At 39.9% G+C, this 22,984-nt stretch carries 19 protein-coding genes; 17 read left to right on the plus strand and 2 right to left on the minus strand.

What is annotated here, in order from left to right; all coding sequences use genetic code 11:
• Window positions 1-114: 114 nt before the first annotated feature.
• From BM097_RS11165 to rbr, 11 genes are all read left to right on the plus strand, one after another.
• Complete coding sequence (locus BM097_RS11165) at window positions 115-1,404, plus strand: IS110 family RNA-guided transposase (RefSeq protein ID WP_090549543.1); 1,290 nt, start codon at window positions 115-117, stop codon at window positions 1,402-1,404.
• 448 nt (window positions 1,405-1,852) lie between these two features.
• Window positions 1,853-3,157, plus strand: coding sequence for a S41 family peptidase (locus tag BM097_RS11170; RefSeq protein WP_090549546.1), 1,305 nt, complete (start codon window positions 1,853-1,855; stop codon window positions 3,155-3,157).
• Window positions 3,158-3,233: 76 nt separating this feature from the next.
• Window positions 3,234-3,656, plus strand: coding sequence for a DUF4430 domain-containing protein (locus tag BM097_RS11175; protein WP_090549549.1), 423 nt, complete (start codon window positions 3,234-3,236; stop codon window positions 3,654-3,656).
• Window positions 3,657-3,660: 4 nt separating this feature from the next.
• On the plus strand, window positions 3,661-4,182 hold the full coding sequence (locus BM097_RS11180) for a hypothetical protein (RefSeq protein ID WP_090549552.1): 522 nt from the start codon (window positions 3,661-3,663) through the stop codon (window positions 4,180-4,182).
• 4 nt (window positions 4,183-4,186) lie between these two features.
• Entirely contained in the window at window positions 4,187-4,660 is a 474-nt protein-coding gene (ybaK, locus tag BM097_RS11185) for a Cys-tRNA(Pro) deacylase (RefSeq protein WP_090549555.1), read from the plus strand.
• A 73-nt stretch (window positions 4,661-4,733) separates the two neighbouring features.
• Window positions 4,734-4,940 carry a hypothetical protein gene (locus BM097_RS11190; protein ID WP_090549558.1) on the plus strand — a complete coding sequence of 69 codons (207 nt, stop codon included), beginning with the start codon at window positions 4,734-4,736 and terminating at the stop codon, window positions 4,938-4,940.
• 89 nt (window positions 4,941-5,029) lie between these two features.
• Window positions 5,030-5,887 (plus strand): hypothetical protein, encoded by an 858-nt coding sequence (locus BM097_RS11195; RefSeq protein ID WP_090549561.1) that lies wholly within the window; start codon window positions 5,030-5,032, stop codon window positions 5,885-5,887.
• A gap of 92 nt (window positions 5,888-5,979) precedes the next feature.
• Window positions 5,980-6,441 carry a LytTR family DNA-binding domain-containing protein gene (locus BM097_RS11200; protein ID WP_090549564.1) on the plus strand — a complete coding sequence of 154 codons (462 nt, stop codon included), beginning with the start codon at window positions 5,980-5,982 and terminating at the stop codon, window positions 6,439-6,441.
• Window positions 6,438-7,157, plus strand: coding sequence for a hypothetical protein (locus tag BM097_RS11205; RefSeq protein WP_090549567.1), 720 nt, complete (start codon window positions 6,438-6,440; stop codon window positions 7,155-7,157). The genes BM097_RS11200 and BM097_RS11205 overlap by 4 nt, the downstream gene beginning before the upstream one ends.
• Before the next feature lies 1 nt (window position 7,158).
• Window positions 7,159-9,111: an ATP-dependent helicase gene (locus tag BM097_RS11210; RefSeq protein WP_090549570.1), complete on the plus strand. Its 1,953-nt coding sequence runs from the start codon at window positions 7,159-7,161 to the stop codon at window positions 9,109-9,111.
• 58 nt (window positions 9,112-9,169) lie between these two features.
• Window positions 9,170-9,712, plus strand: coding sequence for a rubrerythrin (gene rbr, locus BM097_RS11215; protein ID WP_090549573.1), 543 nt, complete (start codon window positions 9,170-9,172; stop codon window positions 9,710-9,712).
• Between the two features lie 26 nt (window positions 9,713-9,738).
• On the opposite strand, the gene BM097_RS11220 is transcribed toward rbr, so the two are convergent.
• The gene (locus tag BM097_RS11220) at window positions 9,739-10,509 is read right to left on the minus strand and encodes a histidinol-phosphatase (protein WP_090549576.1); all 771 of its coding nucleotides are present in this window, start codon (window positions 10,507-10,509) and stop codon (window positions 9,739-9,741) included.
• Window positions 10,510-10,768: 259 nt separating this feature from the next.
• On the opposite strand from BM097_RS11220, the gene BM097_RS11225 reads away from it, so the two are divergent.
• Window positions 10,769-12,187: an amino acid permease gene (locus BM097_RS11225; protein WP_090549579.1), complete on the plus strand. Its 1,419-nt coding sequence runs from the start codon at window positions 10,769-10,771 to the stop codon at window positions 12,185-12,187.
• Here the strand turns inward: BM097_RS11225 and BM097_RS11230 are convergent.
• Window positions 12,177-13,013, minus strand: a complete 837-nt coding sequence (locus BM097_RS11230) for an AraC family transcriptional regulator (RefSeq protein ID WP_090549582.1) — start codon at window positions 13,011-13,013, stop codon at window positions 12,177-12,179. The two genes, BM097_RS11225 and BM097_RS11230, sit on opposite strands and share 11 nt — an antisense overlap.
• A 115-nt stretch (window positions 13,014-13,128) precedes the next feature.
• Between BM097_RS11230 and BM097_RS11235 the strand changes: the two genes are divergently transcribed.
• From BM097_RS11235 to BM097_RS11255, 5 genes are all read left to right on the plus strand, one after another.
• A complete protein-coding gene (locus tag BM097_RS11235) occupies window positions 13,129-15,330 on the plus strand; it encodes an alpha-galactosidase (protein ID WP_090549585.1) in 2,202 nt (733 codons plus the stop codon).
• Between the two features lie 114 nt (window positions 15,331-15,444).
• Window positions 15,445-16,764: an ABC transporter substrate-binding protein gene (locus BM097_RS11240; RefSeq protein WP_090549588.1), complete on the plus strand. Its 1,320-nt coding sequence runs from the start codon at window positions 15,445-15,447 to the stop codon at window positions 16,762-16,764.
• Window positions 16,765-16,914: 150 nt separating this feature from the next.
• Window positions 16,915-17,808: a carbohydrate ABC transporter permease gene (locus BM097_RS11245; protein WP_090549592.1), complete on the plus strand. Its 894-nt coding sequence runs from the start codon at window positions 16,915-16,917 to the stop codon at window positions 17,806-17,808.
• Between the two features lie 13 nt (window positions 17,809-17,821).
• A complete protein-coding gene (locus BM097_RS11250; protein WP_090549594.1) occupies window positions 17,822-18,643 on the plus strand; it encodes a carbohydrate ABC transporter permease in 822 nt (273 codons plus the stop codon).
• 37 nt (window positions 18,644-18,680) lie between these two features.
• The gene (locus BM097_RS11255; RefSeq protein WP_090549597.1) at window positions 18,681-22,958 is read left to right on the plus strand and encodes a LamG-like jellyroll fold domain-containing protein; all 4,278 of its coding nucleotides are present in this window, start codon (window positions 18,681-18,683) and stop codon (window positions 22,956-22,958) included.
• Window positions 22,959-22,984 lie beyond the last annotated feature (26 nt).

Raw genomic sequence — 22,984 nt, forward strand, 5'->3', positions numbered from 1 at the left:
GGAGCATTCCTGTAATTCATAAATAACACCAATTGAATAAAAAAGAACCTCAAGGTAAGATTGAGATGCATCTTGGCGGATGTAACAAATCAATCAAAACACTGGAGGTTCCAAATGAATTATACACAGAATGAAAAAATCGAACAAGTAACAGATGAGACATTAGTTGTTGGTGTGGATATAGGAAGCCAAACTCACTACGCTAGAGCATTTGACAACCGAGGACGTGAGTTAACAAGAAAAGTATTTGTATTTCATAATGACTTAGAAGGGTTCAATTCCTTTAATTTCTGGACAGAGACATTAAAAGCTGATAATAAAAAGACAAAAGTTTTAGTAGGCTGTGAGCCAACAGGTCATTATTGGTTTTCATTAGCAAAGTATTTGAAAGACCATCAAAAGAAGCTTGTAATGGTAAATCCATTCTCTGTTAAAAAGATAAAGGAATTAGATGATAACAGCCCAAAGAAAACAGATGCTAAAGATCCAAAAACAATTGCAAAATTGGTTATAGATGGTAGATATTCAGAGCCATATATACCGGAAGGCATTTATGCCGAAATAAGAGATTTGGTATACAGCCGCGATAGAATTATGAAGCAGCATAACATTTCTGCAAATAGAATTCAGCGCTGGCTTGCAATACATTTCCCAGAGTATCTGGGATTATACAAAAGATATGATGCTGTGTGTGGCTTAATGATTCTTGAAAAGGCGCCTTTGCCACAAGATATCATTACACTTGGAGTAGACGGTGTTAAACAAATCTGGAAAGATGCTAAAAAACGAGGCCGTGGAGTAAGTAAAGATAGGGCAGAGACCCTGGTTGAGGCGGCTCATAATAGTATTGGACTAGAAGGAGGCATCGGTGCAAAAAGTGAGTTCTTTATGCTACTTGAAGAGCATCGCTTATGGGCTTCGCAATTAGAAGCTATAAATAAGGTACTTGAAGAAGCAATTCGAAAAGTATCAAACGTGGAGAAGTTACTCGCCATTAAAGGAGTAGGAGTTGTAACAATAGCAGGATTCATAGCTGAGGTTGGTGATATAAGACGCTTTAAATCACCAAAACAAATCCAAAAGTATGCTGGGCTAGAACTAGTGGAAAGAAGTTCTGGAAAGCATAAAGGAAAAACGAGAATCAGTAAACGAGGAAGACGTAAACTGAGAAGAATTCTTTATCAAGTAATGGTGCCATTGCTAGCAAGGAACCATGAATTTAGAGAAATCTATGATTATTATGTTACTCGTGTTAAGAATCCGCTGAAACGCAGACAAGCCATGATGGCCGTAAGCTGCAAATTGATTCGCGTATTTCACGCGGTATTAACAAAAGGTATGGATTATGACAGATTCAAAATGATGACGGATATCCATAGGAATAGCGAGCTAATCGCTGCCTAGTCAAAAAAGAAACTTGTAAACAGGAAGCGTCCGCCAATAGTTGGTGCTGAATACAGGAATGACAAAATATAGAGAACAAAGTAGAGCTAGTAGCTGCGTTGACATTTATTATAGGGCAACGACCCTGACTGAGGAGCATGAGCAGCACCCAACTACGGATAAGCAGTACGAAGGAATTTAGGACCTGACAGAGGTCAGTGATCCTGGTAGACATGAGAGGTTAGTTACTGTAGGTGATTAGGGAGACAAGAGGGCCTTCATAAAGAAAAAACAAAGACGTTCTTTTTGTTGTACCAAAAATCATCAGAAAAGGGCTCCAAGAAGCCAACTTCATATCTGTAATGCACTATTTTGATCAATATAAGTAACTGTAAACAGTTTAACAAAGCTTGATAAATCAAGGTTCTTTGTTAAACATCAACAAAAAAGAATAGAGAGGATATTTGTTATGAAGATAGGCAAACTGAAGAGATTTTTTATAGTCATAGGTGTATTTGCAGCAGCATTACTGCTACTAATCCTAATATATCAATTGGCATTCAATCCATACAGGGGGACAGCTGATAAATATGTGGAACCTCTAGCACTAGAGGATGAGCTTACTGAAAAACAAGTGCTTAAGGATATGGATTACACTATAAAGATGCTGCGCAGCCATCATCCTGCATGGCTTGAAAAGGATAATGCAAAGGTGCAGGCGGTGGAAAGAGAATACAAAAATCAGCGTGAGCAGCTATTAAATGATGAAAGCGATAGCTATACAACCTTAGATGAATGGCGCATTATATCTAAAATCACAAACAAGTTAAATGATGGTCATACAGGCTGCCTGTATAAATCAGATAATAATCGCTACATAGAAGATGCAACTCAGGTTGAAGCATATGGAGTTCCGACACAGATAAATGGAGCATCTACAGATGCGCTGCTTAAGGATTTTAAAGAGCTATTCTCTTATGAAAGAGAAGAATATTTAATAGTGTTCTTTAAAGATGCCATACAAAACGAAGCATATCTGAAAATGCTTGGAGTAGATACTAAAGAAGGGGTAACCTTTACATTTAATACAGAAAATGGAAATAAGGATTACCATTACAATTTTGTCTCTTTTGAGCAGATTAAAAGAATCCAAGATGATACCAACGAAGATTGGGTATATTATGACATTGATGTGGATAATAACATGGCAGTATTTACCTTGAAGGAATGCAATTATGATGAACATTATAAAAACACCTTAGACAGCTTTTTTAAAGAGGTAAATGATAAAGATATAGATAATATTGTTGTAGATTTGCGTGGCAATGGTGGTGGAAATTCATACGTTGCAGATGAATTCTTAAGCTATCTTGATATAGATGGCTATAATACATGGGCATGCGCCATTAGATATGGAGCTTATTTAAAGAAATGTGATGCAAGCTATACAAAGATAAACAAAAAGCCGGATGCCTTCAGTGGCAATCTGTATGTGCTAACAGATTTAAATACATATAGCGCAGCCATGGATTTTGCAATGTATGTAACTGATAACCATTTAGGAAAGATAGTAGGTGAAGCTTCTGGAAACATGCCAGATAGTTATGGAGATGTTCTTACATTTGTAACTCCAAACTCAAAGCTTACGCTTAGAGCTTCATTTAAGAAGTGGTACAGAATAGATGAGACCAAAGCTGGCCAGCCTATCGAGCCAGATGTAAAGTGTGATCCTAGTGATGCCCTTAATGTCACCAGGGATTTGATTTGTAACTAGCACAGCGATTGTATATAATATGACCACAAAGGCATAATCACGAATGTGATTAATACAGACAACATGGAGGAAAACAATGGAAAAGAACAATTCAAAGAAGATAATAATAGGTGGTGTGATTTTAGTTGCATTAATTGCAGTATTTGCAATTTGCTACAATCTTTTTGTTGCAAAGCCAACAGCAGGTAGTAAGAGTGTAGTGATTGAAGTAGTAGATAGCACAGGTGCAACTACATCTTATGATGTTAATACAGATGCAGAGTATTTAAAGGATGCAATGGACGAGCTTGCAGACAGCGATGATAGCTTCTCTTACAGCGGAACTGATGGAGATTACGGTATCATGGTAGAGGTTGTAAACGGCGAGCAGGCAATCTTTGCAGAGGATAATGCATATTGGGCACTTTACGTAAATGGTGAGTATGGTCAGTATAGCGCAAACCAGCAGCCTGTAGCTGATGGCGACACATATACATGGACCTACGAAAAGGCAAACTAGTTAAATGCAAAATAGAATTACAACAAAGGACATAGCGATGATAGGCCTTATGGTGGCCATTATCGAGGCTTGCAAAATGGCCCTCAGCTTTGCACCTAATATAGAGCTGACTACCTTTTGGCTGATTATGTTTACCAGACAGTTTGGCAAGAAGGTGGCAGTGATAGTACCGGTGCTGATTCTTGTTGAAGGGATGATGTATGGCGTAAATACCTGGTGGGTGATGTATCTTTACATATGGCCACTGCTTGTGATTTTGGCATATATGTTCAGAAAGGTTGATTCAGCAATCTTTTGGGCAATATTTTCCGGAATCTTCGGGCTTTGCTTTGGTATGCTTTGCTCCATCACATATTTCTTCATAGGAATGAGGGACGGCGGCATCATCGGCGGCTTTAACACAGCCTTCCCTTGGTGGATTTCAGGAATTCCATGGGATATGGTGCACTTTGCAGGAAATTTTGTGTTGATGCTGGTTTTGTATTATCCTATTGGAAATGTAATGAAACGCAATTGTAAAGGATGATAAAATGAAAAACAACGATAAAACAAATGTAATGCGTGTCCTTGACTCAAAGAAAATTTCTTACGAGAGTCATTCATACGAGCCAGATGCAACAATGACTGGCGAAGAGATTGCTGGTGTCCTAGGGGAGCCAGCTGAAAAGGTTTTTAAGACACTTGTAACTCAGGGAAAAACAGGAGCCTACTACGTATTCGTAGTTCCTGTAGTTGAGGAGCTTGACCTTAAAAAGGCAGCCAAGGCCGCAGGAGAGAAATCTATTGCCATGATAAAGCAAAAGGATTTGCTGGGCCTTACAGGCTACGTCCACGGTGGATGCTCTCCAATCGGCATGAAAAAGCAATTCCCAACCTTCATCCATGAGACTGCAGCAGGCTACGATAAAGTATTCGTAAGCGCAGGTAAGGTGGGCTTTCAGATAGAGCTTTCACCAGCAGATCTTATTAAGGTAGCAAATATTAAGGCTGTGGATCTGGTGTGATACTAGTGTGACAAAGACTGTTATATACTGTAACCATCAAATAAACCAATACAGTTTATAGGAGGAGAAAATTATGGCAGTTGTAATCATCGCAGCGTTAGTATTATATGTAGTAGAATTTGTAACATTAGCACAGTTACACAAGGAAGCTAATGAATTAAAGAATGACGATTTAGTTTTTCTTGAGAACGCATTTGGATATACATATATTGATGAGGATTTCGAGCAGGTTGAGGCTGAAATTCTCAAGCTTAAGGAAGAACTAAGATATGCAATTTAAATGGATTGCATTTAACATAATAGAAATGTAAAATCGAATGGAGCAGGTTATCTGCTCCATATTTTTTTGCGATAAATGGAGGTTAAAAAATGTCTTACGCAGAGTATGCTAAACATTATTTTACCATGCCAGATTGCATACTATTTTTACTTTTAGCAATGCTATTACTGGCAGTGGTGTACGGAATATTTTTTGTATTTGCTAACAAAACATTCGAAGGAGAGCTGAAGATTCAGCACGAATTCTTCTCATTATCAGAAAGATTTTACGAGCTAATCTTTTCAGGCGGCAGTATCATCGGATTTATGGCGGCGTACTATCTGATAAATAGATTTGTTACATCTGGATCATTTTATGAATTCTGGAGTGATTATAAGGATTATTTACTTCTGGTGTTCATGATAATCTCAATACTTTTGAACACATTCTTGGATCATGTCTTTGTAAAGCTAAAGAGACTAGACAAAAGCGAAATGGCATCCATCCGCCTTACAGGAATGATATATATGATTGTTATCTTCTGCTATATCAAATTTATCTACGAGGATAATAACTACGACATGTTCATCACATATTTCCTTACATTGATGATTGGTCGATTCGTATATTTTGATGCAAGCTTCAAGGATTTTATTGAGTGCATGAAGCAGGCGATTAAGAACATCCCAATTATGTTAATTGGCTTGACCTTCCTTGGAATCCTTTGTTTACGCGGTTATTCATCAGACTATCTGCTGAAGCACAACGGTGTAATCACCAATATTTTCTTCTGCCATTTGTATATTATCGTGGCAATATTTATCATGCATTTTGCAGTAGATATTTATTTCAATTATAGAAGCAAACGCCATGCAGAAGAAAGCCAGCCTGAGCGAAAGCCAAAAAGAAAGCCTAGACCAGCGCAGAGACCTCACAAACCAGATATACAGAATCTAGAGGATTTTTAACCTGTAACATTAAAAAAATCACCTCTTGTCCCAAATTGTTGAATAGATTTAGAAGTTATGTAGAATATAAATCATAGGAGGCGCCAATAGTTATGAAGATAAATATTGACGTAGATGATTCATTACAGCAGGATGTGATAACCATTCATTGTCGGGAGATTACAGACGAGATTCTAGAACTGCAGCGTCTGCTGTCTCAGCGGCAAACAGGTTCACAAAGGATTTCAGCATACATGGATGATACGGAATATTATGTGGATGTGAAATCTATTGTATTCCTGGAAAGCGGTGGCAACTATATAGCAATACATACTGCTAAATCAATCTACAGAATCAGACAAAAATTATATGAGCTTGAAGAAATACTCCCAAGAGATTTTATCAGGGTATCCAAATCCACTATCGTAAATACGGATTTGATATCTTCGATAAAAAAGAATATCACGGGAGCAAGTGAGATTACCTTTAGGAATTGCACCAAGCAGGCTTATGCATCGAGGAACTATATTAAAGCATTGATAGAGATTATGGATGAAAAGAGGTTGAAAAAATGAAAGATAATAGGATTAAATCAATATTTAGAGGCTTGGCACTTATCGCATTTGCGGTATGTTGTTTAATTGGAAACAGCGATAAATTCGCCGATATGCCACTTTTTAGAATAGGTGTGAGCTTGTTATTATTGGTGGTTTTAGTAGAAACAATCATTGAAAAGAATTTTATTAGCATATTTTGCGTATTAGGCTGTGGTGCATGTGTTTATCAAAATGAACTTGGCCTTAAGGATGTTAATTTCTTATTAATTATCGGTTTATTCATTCTGATTGGAGTTGGTATGAATCTAATATTTGGCAAGAAACCAAAGATTAACGTGATTAAGGATGGCCACAAGGGTTCAGTGGAAAGCGCAGGAAACATAGAATACTGGGAAGATGATGGAAATTTCAGCATAGATAACAGTCTTGGACAGCGCACTCAGTACGTTAAGATTCAGAACCTGAAAAAGGGTGACATCGATAATTCACTTGGTTCACTTACAGTATATCTTACAGGCAGCACTGTTGATGCAGATGGTGCAGTACTTGATATAGACAATGGAATGGGAAGCCTAACGGTTTATATCCCAAAGGATTTCAGAGTACGTTTTAACTGTGATAATGGCATGGGCAAAATCAATATGCATGGAGAATGCAGCCAGGATGAAAGCCTGCCACTTGTAAAAGCCAATGTGGATAATGGAATGGGAACTATAGATTTTTATTTTGAGTAATATGATAGAAAAAGATTTTTTAGACAGATATACAAAACAATTAAGCAATCAACAATTAGAAGCAGTACAGACAGTAGAAGGGCCTGTGCTGCTTCTTGCTGTGCCAGGAAGTGGTAAAACTACAGTGCTTGTTAATAGGCTAGGCTACATGATTTACTGCAAGGGCATTGCCCCTGAAAACATCCTGACACTTACATATACAGTGGCTGCCACAAAGGATATGGCCACGCGTTTTACACACATCTTCGGGGAAGAGCTTTCAGGCAGACTAGAGTTTAGAACCATCAACGGCATCTGTGCCAAGATAATTGCCTACTATGGAAGAATGATTGGAAAGACTTCCTTCGAACTATGTAGCGATGAAAAGTTTACAGGGCAGCTTCTTACAAACATATATCTGAATGTTGAACAGGATTATCCCACAGAAAGTGATATTAAGGGGCTTCGCACGTTGATTACATATTGCAAAAATATGTATCTAAATGCTGATGAGATTAAGAAGCTGGGTAAGGATAATGATATAGATTTATATCGTATTTACGAACTGTATAATGCCAAGCTTAAAGAGCAAAGTATGATGGATTATGATGATCAGATGATTTATGCCTACAAAATCCTGAAGGGCTCAACTGTTACATTAAAGTATTTTCAGGACATATACAGATACATCTGCGTGGATGAGGCTCAGGATACATCAAAGATTCAGCACATGATAATCTCCCTGCTTGCAGGAGCAAAGGGGAACCTTTTCATGGTAGGTGATGAGGATCAAAGTATCTACGGATTTAGAGCTGCATATCCAGATGCTCTTCTTAATTTTGAGAAGGAGCATCCAGGGGCAAAGGTGTTGGTGATGGACAAAAACTATCGTTCTAATGCAAGGATAGTAGAGGCTGCAGATATATTTATCCAGCACAACAAGGAGCGCCATGCCAAGCATATATGCGCTACCAAATCAGCTGCAAGCGATATTAATTATGTCTCAATAGCAAGGGAGGCTCAGTACAGCTATCTTATGAAGGTGGCTGAAAATCCAGCCACAAGGACAGCAGTGCTATATAGAGATAACGAAAGCGTACTTCCACTGGTGGATTTGTTAGAACGAAACAATGTCCCTTACAACATTAAAAGCGCTGACCTGACCTTTTTCAGTAATCGCGTGGTAATTGATATTGTAAATATGCTCAGATTTGCCTTCGTTCCTATGGATGAAGAGCTTTTCATGAAGATATATTTCAAGTTTCAGGCTTATATCAAAAAGACTGATGCAATCGCCATGTGCCAGCTGGCGGAAGCAAATCACAGCGGTATATTGGATGCAGCAGAGCTTGTAAATATGAACCCTCACGTGCTGGGAAACTGTCGCTCATTAAGAACTCATTTCAAAAACATGGCAAATGAGAATCCATACAAAGCCATTAATAGAATTGAAAACTTTATGGGTTACGGCGATTACCTTGGGGATAACAACATCGACACTAATAAAATCTTCATACTAAAACAGCTTGCCAAGCAGGAAAAGGATATTCCGTCATTCCTTAATCGTCTGTCTGTATTAAGACAGCTGCTTATGGAAAAGAAGAATGACCCAGGCACAAAGTTTATCCTATCTACCATCCATTCCAGCAAGGGATTAGAGTACGATTCGGTAATATTAATGGATGTATTAAATGGAGTATTTCCTAACAAGGTTCTAAGAAAACACACCAAGGCAACTCCTCAGGAGAAGAAGGATTACGAGGAGGAGCGCAGAATCTTTTACGTGGGAATGACCAGGGCCAGGGAGCATTTGACAATATTCAAATACAAGGACAGACCATCAGCCTTTTTGAAGGAATTGTCAAATAAGCAGGAAATTCCAGAGGAAATGCTAGAAAGCAAGCCGGCCAATACCTATTCGGCCACCCAGGCTACCTCTTATCTACAAAGAATGATGAGAAATTCACAGAAATAAACCTCAAAATATGTTATTATGATGTTAACTGGCAATGTATTGTAGAAGGAGGATTATTATGGCGGAAAACAAGTATGCAGGAACCAAGACAGAAAAGAATCTTTGGGAAGCTTTTGCAGGCGAATCAATGGCAAGAAATAAGTACACTTATTTCGCATCGGTAGCAAAGAAAGCTGGCTATGAGCAGATAGCAGCTTTATTCCTTAAGACAGCTGACAATGAAAAAGAGCATGCTAAGCTATGGTTCAAGGCTTTGGGGGAAGTTGGGGATACACCTACCAATCTTTTGCATGCAGCAGAAGGCGAAAATGCTGAGTGGACTGATATGTACGATAGAATGGCCAAGGAAGCTGAAGAAGAAGGTTTCCCAGAGCTTGCAGCCCAGTTCAGAGGGGTTGCAGCCATCGAAAAGGCACATGAAGAAAGATACCGTAAGCTTTTGCATAATGTGGAAGCCATGGAAGTCTTTAAGAAGAGTGGCGTAACCATGTGGGAGTGCCGCAACTGTGGTCACATTGTTGTGGGCGTAGAGGCTCCTGAGGTTTGTCCGGTTTGTAAACATCCTCAGTCTTACTTCGAAGTAAGAGAAGAAAATTATTAATACAAGAATTAACAAAGAGCTAAGGCCTATACAGGTCTTAGCTCTATTACGTTATCGCCATATATAATGTTGTTCTTGTTAAGGAAATCTACAAATCCAGGTAAGCTTTCAGGCTGCATTACATCTCTTGGAGCGTGGGCATCGCAGCCGATTACAAATTTTGCACCCATCTGCGACGCCAGGCTAAAGAATCTGTCGCAAGGATAGTTGCGGCCTGTGGCAAAGCCCAGCATATTTACCTCTAGTGGAATGTTCATATCAATAGCAGTTTGAATTACAGGACGCATGTGCATCTGGAATACATCTTCGTCACCAACATAATTGATTAAATCAGGATGTGCCAAATATGAGAAGAGGCCTGTTTGCATTCCTTCGATAGTAAGGGCTGCGTAATCAATAAGGTTTTGCTCATCTTCTGTCATAGCCCCTGAATAAAATCCTGTGATTTCATCTGGGACAAAATGCTGTCCCTGAATGATATAGTCCAAAGGGAACTGACGTAGATAGTTAATTAGCTTGTCGAAATATTTGTGTGTATATTCCACTTCATATCCGATTAAAATCTGAATATCGTCTTTATATTCATCTTTTAACTTTTGTAAAGTCTGGGTATAATTTTCCACCTCGGACATTTTCATACGGATATGAGATTCGTAGGTATCAGGGTATGGCTGAGGCACATGGTCCGAAATACCGTAGATTTTAAAGCCTGCAGCGATGGCTGATTCGATATACTCACGCTCTGTACCGCTGGCGTGATTGCACCTAACTGTGTGTGAATGGTAATTAGCTAACATTATGAAATCCTCCAAATATCATAAATAATAGCACAATAGTGACAAGTTTGCATTTGCTCAGAGAAAAGAGGATAAAAAATGACTACAGACTGAATAATTATCCAATGTTCAGAATATTTTATTTAAGATTTAATTTTCGGGAAAAATGTAGTATAATAGCCTTCGTCGCTGTACGGTGTAAAAGTTTACAGTGCTAAAGTCTTGTAGGCTCTGTCTACAAAATAGAGACTGATACGATAAATAGAGGGAGGATAATTAAATGGATTCTAAACGTATCAAATGGTCCACACTTGCATTTATGGCATTTTCGACAGTATGGGGATTCGGAAATGTATTAAATGGATTTATTTACTTCAACGGTATCCAGAGTATTTTCAGCTGGATTCTCATGTTTGCTCTTTACTTTGTACCATATGCACTTATGGTAGGTGAGCTTGGTTCTGCATTCAAGACATCAGGTGGTGGTGTCAGCTCATGGATTTTCGGAACTACAGGAGCAAAGGCAGCTTACTATGCCGGATGGACATACTGGGCATGCCACATTACTTACATCGCTTCTAAGTCATCAGGTGGCTTAAAGGCTCTTAGCTGGGCAGTTTTCAGAAATGGTGAAACATACGATAGCTTCCCAACACTTGCAGTTCAGCTTGTAACATTCGCTATTTTACTTGTATTCTGCTATGTTGCTTCACGTGGTCTTAACCCACTTAAGAAGCTTGCAACTATCGCTGGTACATCTATGTTTGTAATGTCTATTCTTTACATCCTTATGATGTTTGCAGCACCTGCAATCAACCCACATGCAGCATACGTTCCAATGGAATTTACAGCAAAGACACTTATTCCATCATTCAACGTTAAGTACTTTACATCACTTTCTATCCTTGTATTCGCAGTAGGCGGATGTGAGAAGATTTCTCCATACGTTAACAAGGTAGAAAACCCATCAAAGGGATTCCCTAAGGCAATGATTACACTTGCTGTTATGGTTATGGTATGTGCTATCCTTGGTACAATCGCTATGGGTATGATGTTTGATCCAGCTGATGTTAATGCTAACTTCGATGCATACAACTCAAACGGTTCTTACTGGGCATTCCAGAGACTTGGTGAGTACTATCATGTTGGTAACGCTATCATGATTATCTATGCACTTTGCAATGCAATCGGTCAGCTTTCAACACTTGTTATTTCTATCGATGCACCACTTCGTATGCTTCTTGATAACGAAGATGCTAGAGAGTTCATCCCTTCTAAGCTTCTTAAGAAGAACGATGCAGGCGCTTATGTAAATGGTATCAAGATGGTAGCAGTTCTTTCAGGTGCAATCATCCTTATCCAGTCATTCGTTCCTGGTGCAGCTGTAGTTCTTAAGCAGCTTACAAAGCTTAACTCAGTATGTATGCCACTTCGTTACCTTTGGGTATTCTTCGCATACATCATGCTTCGTAAGGCTGGTGAGAAGTTCAATCCTGAGTACAAGTTCGTTAAGAATCAGGCTGTAGCAATCTTCGCAGGTTGCTGGTGCTTCTTCGTAACAGCAGCTAGCTGCTTACTTGGTATGTATGTAGAGGGCGATTTATTCAACACATTCCTCAACATCCTTACACCAATCGTACTTGCAGCACTTGGCGTAATCTTACCAATGATCGCTAAGAGAGAGCAGTCTAATCAGTAATACCGTGACGTTTACGGTATTCACTTGGTGACATATCTTTATATCTTTTAAAGGCCTTGGAAAATGTAAATGCATCGCAGTATCCAACCATAATAGCAATATTATTGATGGATTCAGATGTATTAGATAACAATTCCGAGGCTTTTTTTATTCTGTAGGTGGCAAGATATAGCTGAGGGGTGTACCCCGTGGCGTGCTTGAAAACACGCGTAAGGTAACTGCGGTTCAGCCCACAGGCTCTTGCAATATCTTCTACATTAATAGGCTCTGAATATTTCAGCTGAATATATCTAATTGCGCTTTTAACATAATTAAGTCTTGGGTCAATCTCTACTTCTGGTTGTTTATTAACAGATTTGGTGTTTAAGCAATTGAAGAATTCATAAACCTTTGCGTAGCAATAGCATTCTTTATCTGCGTTATCATAGATATCATTAATATATTGCTCAAGCTCGCCAGCATCACCAGAAGAAGTAAAAACGGGATTTTCGGCGGTGATGCCTGCACTGGCAAAAAGCTCAGTGCTTCTTGGCCCATCCACATGAATCCATACATAAGACCAAGGGTCATCCTTATCAGCTTCGTAGTAAGCGGTGCACTTTGCAGGAATCAGAAATCCCTGGTTAGCATGAATATCAAATCTTTTTCCATCTAATATAAGATACCCTTTCCCAGATATTACATAGTGGAAAATCGTTCTAGTTCTAATAATCGGACCATAGCTGTAGGATGGTTCACATTTATAACAGCCCACTTCAAATAAATAGAAATCATTTGAACTAGTCATATCAACGAACTTTACCTTATCTACCCCATTTACATTCATAACATTCTCCTACAATGTCACAAAGTGACATGAATATATAAAATTACGACATCAACATAAAATAGCGATGTCAATATAATGATTATAGCAAAAATGAAAGAAGCGAGGAGACAAAATGGATATAAAGTTTAATGAGAAGGAAAAACAATTTCATCTTTTTAATTCAAAGATTAGCTACGTAATTGGAATATGCCTAGACGGCGAAATCGGCCAGTTGTACTTCGGAAAAAGAATAAATGAAAACCAGGTGGTGCTTGACTATCAGTCTGCAGGCTTGCGTCCTTTGTGCTGTAACGTAAAGGAAGAGGAAAACTACACTAAGGAGCTGGCTCTTTTAGAATATCCAGCCTTTGGTAACGGAGATTTTAGAGACCCTGCATACGAGATTCTCCAGGCAAATGGTTCTAGAGTAACAAATTTAATCTTTAGCAGTTATCGTATTTACGATAGTAAGGAGACTATACCAGGACTTCCTGCTACCTACACAAATACTGATGATGAAGCAAAGACTCTTGAAATTATCTGCAGGGATGAAGTGGCTGGAATAGAAGCTACATTATATTACACCATTTGGAGAGATTACCCTGTAGTCTGCCGACACACTAGAATCAAAAATGTGGGTGATGAAGAATTTAAGATAGAGAAAGCTTTAAGCTGCAACCTTGATATTCCTGATATCAATTATGAGCTGATGCATTTTGAAGGAGCCTGGGGTAGAGAAAGAACACCAATCACACGCGACGTATCCCATGGTATTGCATCAGTGGAAAGCATGCGCGGCCATTCAAGTGCAAACTACAATCCTTTTGTAATAATGAAGCGCAAGAACACAGACGAGTTTAAGGGCGAGGCTATGGGCTTCAGCCTTGTGTACAGCGGCAATTTCACTGTCATGACTCAGGCAGATACCTTCGGAAAGCTTAGATTCAACATGGGCATAAACCCAAAGTGGTTTAGCTGGCCATTGGCTCCACAGGAGTGCTTTGATACTCCAGAGGTTATCATTACCTACACTCAGGATGGATTAAATGATTTAAGCCAGAATCTTCACAAGCTGATGAACAACAACCTGGTTAGAAGCTGCTACAAAAACAAGCCAAGACCTATCCTTCTAAATAACTGGGAAGCAACAGAGATGGATTTCACAGAAGAGAAAATCCTTCAGATTGCAAAGAAGGGCAAGGAAGCTGGAGTAGAGCTTTTTGTCCTTGATGATGGTTGGTTTGGAGCAAGAAATGATGACCATGCAGGACTTGGAGACTGGGTAGTAAATACTGACAAGCTTCCAGAGGGAATCACAGGATTATCTAAGAAGATTAATGACATGGGCCTTAAGTTTGGTCTTTGGATTGAGCCAGAAATGACAAACGAGGATTCCGATATGTACAGAGCACATCCGGATTGGGTATTGGCTGCTCCAAACAGAAAGAGAACCTTAGGCCGTCACCAGATGGTGCTTGATTATTCAAAGCCTGAAGTGGTGGACAATCTTTACGACCAGCTTTACAAGGTGATTTCCACAGCAAGCATTGATTACATCAAATGGGATATGAACCGTTCTATTACAGAATGCTTTAGCCAGAATCATGATGCAAGAGAGCAGGGAACCATCTATCACAAGTACATTCTTGGAGTGTACAGCCTATACGAAAGATTGAAGGCAGCCTTCCCTAATATCCTTTTTGAATCATGCGCCAGCGGTGGAGCCAGATTTGACGCAGGAATGCTTTACTATGCACCACAGGCTTGGACATCAGATGATACAGATGGCTACGAGCGTGTAAAGATTCAGTATGGCACAAGCTTCGGTTATCCGATTGCATCAATGGGCTCTCACGTATCAGCTTCTCCAAATCTCCAGACAGGAAGAAGCATGAAGATTAAGGATAGAGCAAATATTGCTTATTTTGGTACCTTCGGCTACGAGCTGGATTTAAACGAGATTTCCGAGGAGGAATTTGCTGAAGTAAAAGAACAGATAAAGTTCATGAAGGAGAATCGCGAGCTGTTCCAGTACGGCACAGTTTATAGATTACAGTCTCCATTTGACCATAACATCGCATCATGGATGGTTGTATCTGAGGATAAGAAAAAGGCAATCCTTACCACATATAAAAAGGAAAATGTTCCAAACATGGGAATTGAGAAGGTGAAGCTTGCAGGCCTTAATCCTGATTTTAAGTACACAATCAACGGTGCAGCTCAGATGTATGGCGACTATTTAATGGAAGCTGGAATATCTATGAGCGAGAAGAACAAATTCTGGTTTGAAAGTGATGGGGATCATTCTTCACGTTTGTATGTGCTTGAAGCATAAGTCACAAATTGACATCTTTAGGAAAAAGAAATCCATACAAACTAGGGTTAAATGAAGCTAATATGAAAATATCTTCAGAGAGGCTAAATATATTATAGAGGGAGGTTTTTTAGCATGAAGGCGAAGAAATTAATTAGTCTGTTACTGAGTTCAGTAATGGCAATGTCGATGGTGGCATGCGGCGGTGCTGCAGACACATCATCAACAGAAGAAACAGCGGATTCTACTGCTACAGAAACAGAGGCAATGAAGGGAAGCGTTGAAGGAGAGCTTACTGTTTCAATCTGGGATGAAAACCAGAGAAAAGGACTACAGGAAATCATTGATGAATGGTCAGCACAGTCAGGGGTAAAGGCTACTATTCAGGTTGTAGGCTGGGATGATTATTGGACACTTCTAGAGGCAGGTGCTTCTGGTGGAGAATTACCTGATGTATTCTGGATGCATTCAAATCAGGCACAGAAATACATGGAAAACGATATGCTCATGGATTTAACAGACAAAATCGCAGCGAGCGATAAGATTGACATGGGCAACTACTATGAAGGTATCGTAAACCTATATCAGTCAAACGGTAAGCAGTACGCAGTTCCAAAGGATATCGATACAATCGCACTTTGGTACAACAAGACAATCTTTGATGAGATGGGCGTTGCTTATCCAGATGATACATGGACATGGGATGATTTCGTAGATGCTGCAGCAAAGCTTACAAATGATGAGCATTGGGGATATGCTATTGCACCATCTAACAACCAGGATTCATTCTACAACGCAGTTTATTCTATGGGCGGAGAAATCATCAGCGATGACAAGAAGTCATCAGGCTATGACAATCCAAACACAGTTAAGGCAATCAAGATGTTCGTAGATATGGTTCAGGCAGGTTCTTGCCCAGATCTTAACACAATTTCTGAGTCAGCAGCAGATGTACTTTTCGAGTCAGGCAAGGTTGCTATGGTAACACAGGGCTCTTGGATGGTAGCAGCATTCAAGGATAACGAATACACAGCAGCAAACTGTGATGTTGCAGTTCTTCCAAAGGATGCTACAACAGGCAAGAGAGTATCTATTTACAATGGTTTAGGTTGGGCTGCTTCAGCTAACACAAAGAACCCAGACGCTGCATGGTCTCTTATCGAGTGGCTAGGTAGCAAGGAGATGCAGGAGAAGCAGGCCGAGCTTGGTGTTACAATGTCAGCTTATGAAGGCTGCTCAGACCTTTGGGTAAACTGCACAGACGTATTTGATCTTAACGGTCACATGAAGATGCTTGATGCAGATTTAGTATTCAGACCATATTCTAAGTACACAACAGTTTGGGAGGATATGCAGACAGAAAAACTCAAGGAAGCTTGGACAGGTGACAAGGATGTTGAGACTGTTTGCAAGGAAATCTGCGACAGCATGAATCAGACTCTCAGCGAGGAGTAACTTTTTTCTTCTTCATATTGTTAAATAAAGGTTCATCCTGTAGGTAACAAGCTTTAATGTTTCTCAGGCTAAATATTAATTGAGCTAAGAAATATTAGGCTTGTGACCGTAGCAGGATGATTATTTTTCTAAAGCAGGAGACATAATGTTATGGGAAACAAAAAGAAAATAACTAATCGCCAGAGGAGCGAATTCATCTGGGGATGGCTTTTTATTCTGCCAACTATGGTAGGTCTAATCGTTCTAAATATCATTCCAATATTTCAAACAATATATCAAAGCTTTTTCAAAACAGGGGATTTTGGAAAAGGAAATATCTTTGTAGGCGGCGCCAACTATGTGAAGGTTTTTTCTGACACAGAGGTTTGGCAGGCTCTATGGAACACACTGAAATATGCAGTGGTTGAGGTTCCAATTTCTATTATCATTTCATTAGTTTTAGCAGTATTTTTAAATGGGAAAATAAAAGGTAAGAGCACCTTCAGAACAATCTTCTTCCTTCCAATGGTAGCAGCACCAGCAGCTATCGCTATGGTTTGGAGATGGCTTTACAATTCTGAGTTCGGCCTTTTAAATCATATATTACCAGGAAAAACAAACTGGATTTCAAATCCAAAAATCGCAATCTATTCGATTGCAATCATCGGTATCTGGTCAATCATCGGTTACAACATGGTTCTGTTTTTGGCAGGACTTCAGGAGGTACCAAGGGATTATTACGAGGCAGCTGCAATAGATGGGGCAACAGGTGTGCAGCAGTTTTTCAGCCTTACAATTCCTCTTATCTCCCCAACCATCTTTTTCGTTTTGGTGACAAGAGTTATTGCGGCAATGCAGGTATTCGATGTTATCTACATGGTTATCGACAACAACAATCCAGCGCTTACGAAGACACAGTCACTGGTTTGCCTGTTCTATAAATATTCATTCACACAGAGTAATAAGGGCTATGGCGCCACAGTAGTAGTGGTACTTCTTGTAGTAATAATGTTCTTTACAGTACTACAGATGATAGGCCAAAAGAAGTGGGTACATTATAACTAAAGGGGTGAATGAAATGAGAGATAAAAACAAAGCAATCATATATATCATACTGATAATCATGTCATTTATTATGCTGGTTCCATTTGCATGGATGGTGCTTACCGCATTCAAAACAGTAGGCGAATCAACACAGATGGATCCATTCGTAATCATACCTGCACACTGGAGAACAGAAAACTTTGTGAAGGTAGTGCACAACGTAAATTTTGGAAGATTATATTTTAACACTATCGCAATGATAGCCCTGCGCGTGCTTTGTGCGGTGCTTACATCTACAATCGCAGGCTATGCATTTGCAAGACTTCAGTTTAAGGGAAGGGATTTGATGTTTGGATTGGTATTGTTTCAGATGATGATACCATCACAAATTTTCATAATTCCTCAATACGTAATGGTAAGTAAATTGGGTTGGACTAATTCACTTTTGGGATTATTGTTCCCAGGATTAGTATCTGCCTTTGGAACATTCCTTTTAAGACAGGCATATTTAGGCTTGCCAAAGGAGCTTGAGGAGGCAGCAAGATTAGACGGCTGCAACATCGGCCAGACCTTCTTGTTTATCATGGCTCCTCTTACAAAATCATCAATGGTTGCCCTGGGAATTTTCACAGCGGTATTTGCATATAAGGATTTGATGTGGCCAATGATTGTATGCCCTGATACAAACAAGACCACACTTGCAAGCGCACTATCAAAGATGCAGGGACAGTTCTCATCCAACTATCCTGAGCTGATGGCGGCAGCACTTATTGCATGTCTGCCAATGATAGTAATTTACGTAATTTTCCAGAAGCAATTCATAGAAGGTATAGCCACATCTGGAGGAAAACTTTAGAAGATTATTTAGGAGAATAATAATTGAGGAGGTTGTGATGAAAAACAAATGGGTAAAAAAAGCGATTGCCCTTGCTTTGGCATCGCAGGTAGTGGCAACAGGGGTGCCAGTACAAGCAGAGGCTGTAGATGAAGTAAAAGAAGTCAAAGAACAGACAATCGAAGATGAAGAGGTAGCGAAGGGGGCTACTGAGGAGGAAGAAAAGGAAGAGAAATCCGAGGAAAAATCTGAGGAGAAGAAAGAAGAGGAATCTTCTAAAAAGGATGAAAAGGAAGAGTCAGCTGAATCTGAAAAGGATTTAGAAGAGGAAGTTAAGGAAGAATCAGAGGACGAGGATTCCGAGGAAGAAGATGAAGATGAAGATAAAGATGACAAGGATAAAAAGGACAAGAAAAAGAAGAAGCTGAAAAAGGCTGATGATAAAATCCCAAGTCCTGTATATGCTTATAATTTTGAGGATGAGGATTCTGTAAAGAACAAGCTTCGCGATGATGCAAGGATTGTAAAGGATGAGCAGAAGGATAGCAGTGTTTTATATTTGCCAGGAAATGGCTCAATGGATTTACCAGAGGATTTATTTGCAAAGATTGCAGATAGTGAAAACGGTGAGTTCACAATGTCACTTTGGGTAAATCCTTCATCAGATGCACAGAATTATTCAAAGTTTTTCGATGCAAGTAATGCACCAATCGGCGAAACAAATTCAGGAGCAAACTGGTGGAACGATCCTGATTTTGCATTTGCAGCAGGTGGCGGCGCTTACGATATGACACTTTATGTAGGTAAGCCAAACGAAAGCACAGATGTAAAGACAAAGGTTAAATTTGATAAGCAGCTTACAAGAGATGCTTGGCAGTATCTTACAGTTACATTTAAAGAGGATGAATACAAGGTTTATTTAAACGGTAAGAGCCTTGGCTACACAGATGGCGCTGACAACACTAAAAAGGTTGTGGATGTGCTTCCAAAGCTACTGGATTCAGACTATCTTAAGACTTTAAAATACGCATCTCTTGGTAAATCATATTACACATCAGATAACGATTTTAAGGGCTACATGGATGATGTAGAGTTTTATGATGTAGCATTATCTGAAGACCAGGTTAAGGAATTGTACAGCACATTCCCAGCTATGAAAAAGCCAGTATCACGTGGCACGCTGGATATCGATATGAGTGCAAAGACAGGTCCTGTAAAGCACGGTGCAACAGGCTATCTTTACGGTGTAGGTGAAGATAACGTTCCTAGCGTAAATCTTCAAACAGCCATCAAGCCATACATGTGCGAGCAGAAGCCAGCAGAGGGCTTGCAGCATCCAAACGGTGACGTGCTTATCATGGCAGACACCTTCTTAGAGGCAGGTGGTGATTCAATCCAAATCGCATGCCCTGATATCTATGCAAACTGGCCATACGAATATGAAGGAATGGATGAATATTGCGAAAAGCTTCAAACAATGGTTAAGCAAACCAAGGAAGCAGGCCTTAGTGATGTGGCAGTATATGTTCTATTCAACGAGCCAGAAGGAAACTGGTTCAACGAAATCTGGAGCAATGACATGTCAAAGTTTGATGCAGCATGGCTCAAGGCTTATAAGGCTGTAAAGGAAATCGACAAGGATGCCAAGGTGGCAGGTCCAAACTTCTGCTGCTATCAGGCTAGACAGTTAGAAACCTACATGCAGTTCTGTGCTGAAAATGATTGCATCCCTTATCAGATTTCATGGCATGTACTTAACAACGATTTGTACAATAACTTCCATAATAATGTGGTTCACTATAGAGACCTTGAAAAGAAATACTGGATTGAGCCAGGGCTTATCACAGAGCCAAGAGAAATCGTTATCAACGAGTATGCCGATTTCACACACCTTGGAGTACCAGGTGCTCTTGCAAGATGGATTGGTCTTTTCGAGGATGAAAAAGTAACAGCTTGTCTTGCATACTGGCACATTTCTAACAACCTTAGCGATTTGGCAGCAGACAACAACGAGCCAAACGGTGCATGGTGGTTGTACAAATGGTATGGTGAGCTTTCTGGTGAGACAGTAAACATTGATGTATCAGGCCTTCCACAGACACAGTTCTATGGTGTTGCATCAGTGGACAGCAACAAGAAATCTTCAAACGTAATCTTCGGTGGCGCAGAGAATGCTGTATTGAATCTTAACAATATCGACAAGAGCATTTTCGGTGACAAGATTGAAGTTAAATTTGAATGTACTGATTGGACAGGTATTAATGGTGCAGCAGTAGCTCCTACATATATGAAGAAGGAAGTATACGAAGTAGGTGAGGACGGAAGCTGCCAGATTAAGATGGACGAATTAGTTGCAGCGGCAGCTTACAATCTTACAATCACACCAGCTGATGCTGATGCCGAAGTTGGTTTAGTAGAAAATGGTCCTTGGAAGAAGACATACGAAGGCGAGGAAGCAGAGCTTACAGGCGGCGCAAGAGAGGCTGGAAAGAACCAAAGCTTTGCATGCTCAGGCATTGGTCAGGCACAGGGACTTGATAGCGAAAGCGCAAAGGCTACCTTCAAGGTAGATGTTCCAGAGGATGGCTACTATAGATTTGACATGGTTTATGGTGCCGGTACAGGCAACAACACCTACAACACAGCAGCAAATGATCCAAAGAATGCGATTCAGAAGCTATTTGTAGATGGTGAGTACAAGACAGATATGTATCTTCAGAATACTCTTACATTCTACATGTCAGGATTACATACAGAATATGTATATCTTACAAAGGGTGCACATGATATTTCTGTAAGCGGTACAGATAGCGAAGGTAAAGCATCAATCGACTGCGTATATCTTACATTTGTTGGTGATGAAAATGCGCTTTACAATGACAAGAATGTAAAAACTTACGAGGCAGAGCTTAGCGATTACAACATCCTTGGCAGCCAGACAGCAACAACAGTACGTACAGCAAACGATGTAAATGGCTATACAGGTGCAGGCTATGCAGTAGGCCTTGACACATCAGTTAAGAATGGTGGTGGTATCCGTTTCATCACATTTGCAAAGGAAAACGGAACCTACAAGCTTTCAGTTAAATACAATGGAAGCGACGCTGCAGAAATCGGCGTGTATGTAAACAACTCTAACAAGACTTTAGATAGAAAGGTTGATACTCTTAAGGCAGCAGCAACTGGTAGCGAATGGAGCACAGTTACTACAGATGTATTCTTAGAGCGTGGTATTAACATCATCGACCTTGATGCAACTAGTGCAGCACTTGCTGTAGATAACCTTACAATCGAAAAGGTCGATAACAAAAATATCACAGCTATTGAAGCTGAGGATTGCAAGCTTATTGGTGATGTAACAGTAGCAGAAAATCCAGCAGCTTCAGGTGGAAAATTTGTAAACGAAATCCTTGCATCAAAGGATGGAAAGAATGCACTTGAAATCGAGTACAATGCTCCAAGTGCTGGCAAGTATGAGCTTGTTGTATATCAGTCAAACAAAGAGTTATTTGGTAGCCACGCATACAATGCTCAGATGATTGATAGATTCATCACATTAGATGTAAATGGCAAGGATGAAAAGACTGTATACTTCAGAAATACATACAGTGTAGATTCTTTCAGAAGCCAGTGCGTAGCACTTGACCTTAAGGCAGGAAAGAACGTTATCAAGATTTACAATAACGATTATCGTCATCATAAGAATGGTGTAAATGGTGTAAACACTTGCGTTAACTACACACCAAATCTGGATAAGTTCGAGTTTGTTCAGGTATCAAAGACAGCAGAGCCTGAGGAACCTAAGCCAGAGAATCCAGGCACAGACAAGCCACAGCCATCTAAGCCAAGCAACCCATCACAGCCTAGCCAGCCATCTGGCGGTAATGGCGGAAGCTCATCTTCTAATGGAAGCAACCAGGCAAGCAGTGGCACAAAGACAATCGCTGAAGCTAACGTTCCAGCAGCAGGCCCAGCAGTATCAGGTTCTACATCAGCTCAAGCAGGTAAGAATAATACCGCAGCTTCTGTAGCTCCTAAGAAATCTGCTTCAACAAACGCAGCTAAACCAAAGACTGCAGAGGCAGCCGATGAGGAAACAGAGGTTGAAGAAACAGAGGAAGTAGAAATCAAGGATGAAGCAGCACCACAGGCAGTAGATGAAAAGGCAGATGAAACTAGTGATGATTCTGTAGAAATCCAGGAAGAAGAAACTCCTACAGCAGTAGAGGAAAGCTCTAATTCAGGATTACTTGCAGGAATCATCATAGTAGCAATCCTTGCAGCTGGCGCAGCAGTCACATTCCTATTGAAAAAAGGAAAATTAAATATCAAGTAATATGATGACTCCCAGCTTCGGCTGGG

It is taken from the genome of Pseudobutyrivibrio sp. OR37, from assembly GCF_900113655.1.
Taxonomy (GTDB): Bacteria; Bacillota; Clostridia; order Lachnospirales; family Lachnospiraceae; genus Pseudobutyrivibrio.

Bases quoted from the DNA above. Each gene is read 5' to 3' on its own strand.
- BM097_RS11190 (WP_090549558.1), top strand. From the start codon at position 4,734: ATGGCAGTTGTAATCATCGCAGCGTTAGTATTATATGTAGTAGAATTT.
- BM097_RS11245 (WP_090549592.1), top strand. From the start codon at position 16,915: ATGGGAAACAAAAAGAAAATAACTAATCGCCAGAGGAGCGAATTCATC.
- BM097_RS11255 (WP_090549597.1), top strand. From the start codon at position 18,681: ATGAAAAACAAATGGGTAAAAAAAGCGATTGCCCTTGCTTTGGCATCG.
- BM097_RS11205 (WP_090549567.1), top strand. From the start codon at position 6,438: ATGAAAGATAATAGGATTAAATCAATATTTAGAGGCTTGGCACTTATC.
- BM097_RS11235 (WP_090549585.1), top strand. From the start codon at position 13,129: ATGGATATAAAGTTTAATGAGAAGGAAAAACAATTTCATCTTTTTAAT.
- BM097_RS11165 (WP_090549543.1), top strand. From the start codon at position 115: ATGAATTATACACAGAATGAAAAAATCGAACAAGTAACAGATGAGACA.
- BM097_RS11180 (WP_090549552.1), top strand. From the start codon at position 3,661: ATGCAAAATAGAATTACAACAAAGGACATAGCGATGATAGGCCTTATG.
- BM097_RS11195 (WP_090549561.1), top strand. From the start codon at position 5,030: ATGTCTTACGCAGAGTATGCTAAACATTATTTTACCATGCCAGATTGC.
- BM097_RS11230 (WP_090549582.1), bottom strand. From the start codon at position 13,013: ATGAATGTAAATGGGGTAGATAAGGTAAAGTTCGTTGATATGACTAGT.
- BM097_RS11200 (WP_090549564.1), top strand. From the start codon at position 5,980: ATGAAGATAAATATTGACGTAGATGATTCATTACAGCAGGATGTGATA.
- BM097_RS11210 (WP_090549570.1), top strand. From the start codon at position 7,159: ATGATAGAAAAAGATTTTTTAGACAGATATACAAAACAATTAAGCAAT.
- BM097_RS11250 (WP_090549594.1), top strand. From the start codon at position 17,822: ATGAGAGATAAAAACAAAGCAATCATATATATCATACTGATAATCATG.
- BM097_RS11240 (WP_090549588.1), top strand. From the start codon at position 15,445: ATGAAGGCGAAGAAATTAATTAGTCTGTTACTGAGTTCAGTAATGGCA.
- BM097_RS11170 (WP_090549546.1), top strand. From the start codon at position 1,853: ATGAAGATAGGCAAACTGAAGAGATTTTTTATAGTCATAGGTGTATTT.
- BM097_RS11220 (WP_090549576.1), bottom strand. From the start codon at position 10,509: ATGTTAGCTAATTACCATTCACACACAGTTAGGTGCAATCACGCCAGC.
- ybaK (WP_090549555.1), top strand. From the start codon at position 4,187: ATGAAAAACAACGATAAAACAAATGTAATGCGTGTCCTTGACTCAAAG.
- BM097_RS11225 (WP_090549579.1), top strand. From the start codon at position 10,769: ATGGATTCTAAACGTATCAAATGGTCCACACTTGCATTTATGGCATTT.
- rbr (WP_090549573.1), top strand. From the start codon at position 9,170: ATGGCGGAAAACAAGTATGCAGGAACCAAGACAGAAAAGAATCTTTGG.
- BM097_RS11175 (WP_090549549.1), top strand. From the start codon at position 3,234: ATGGAAAAGAACAATTCAAAGAAGATAATAATAGGTGGTGTGATTTTA.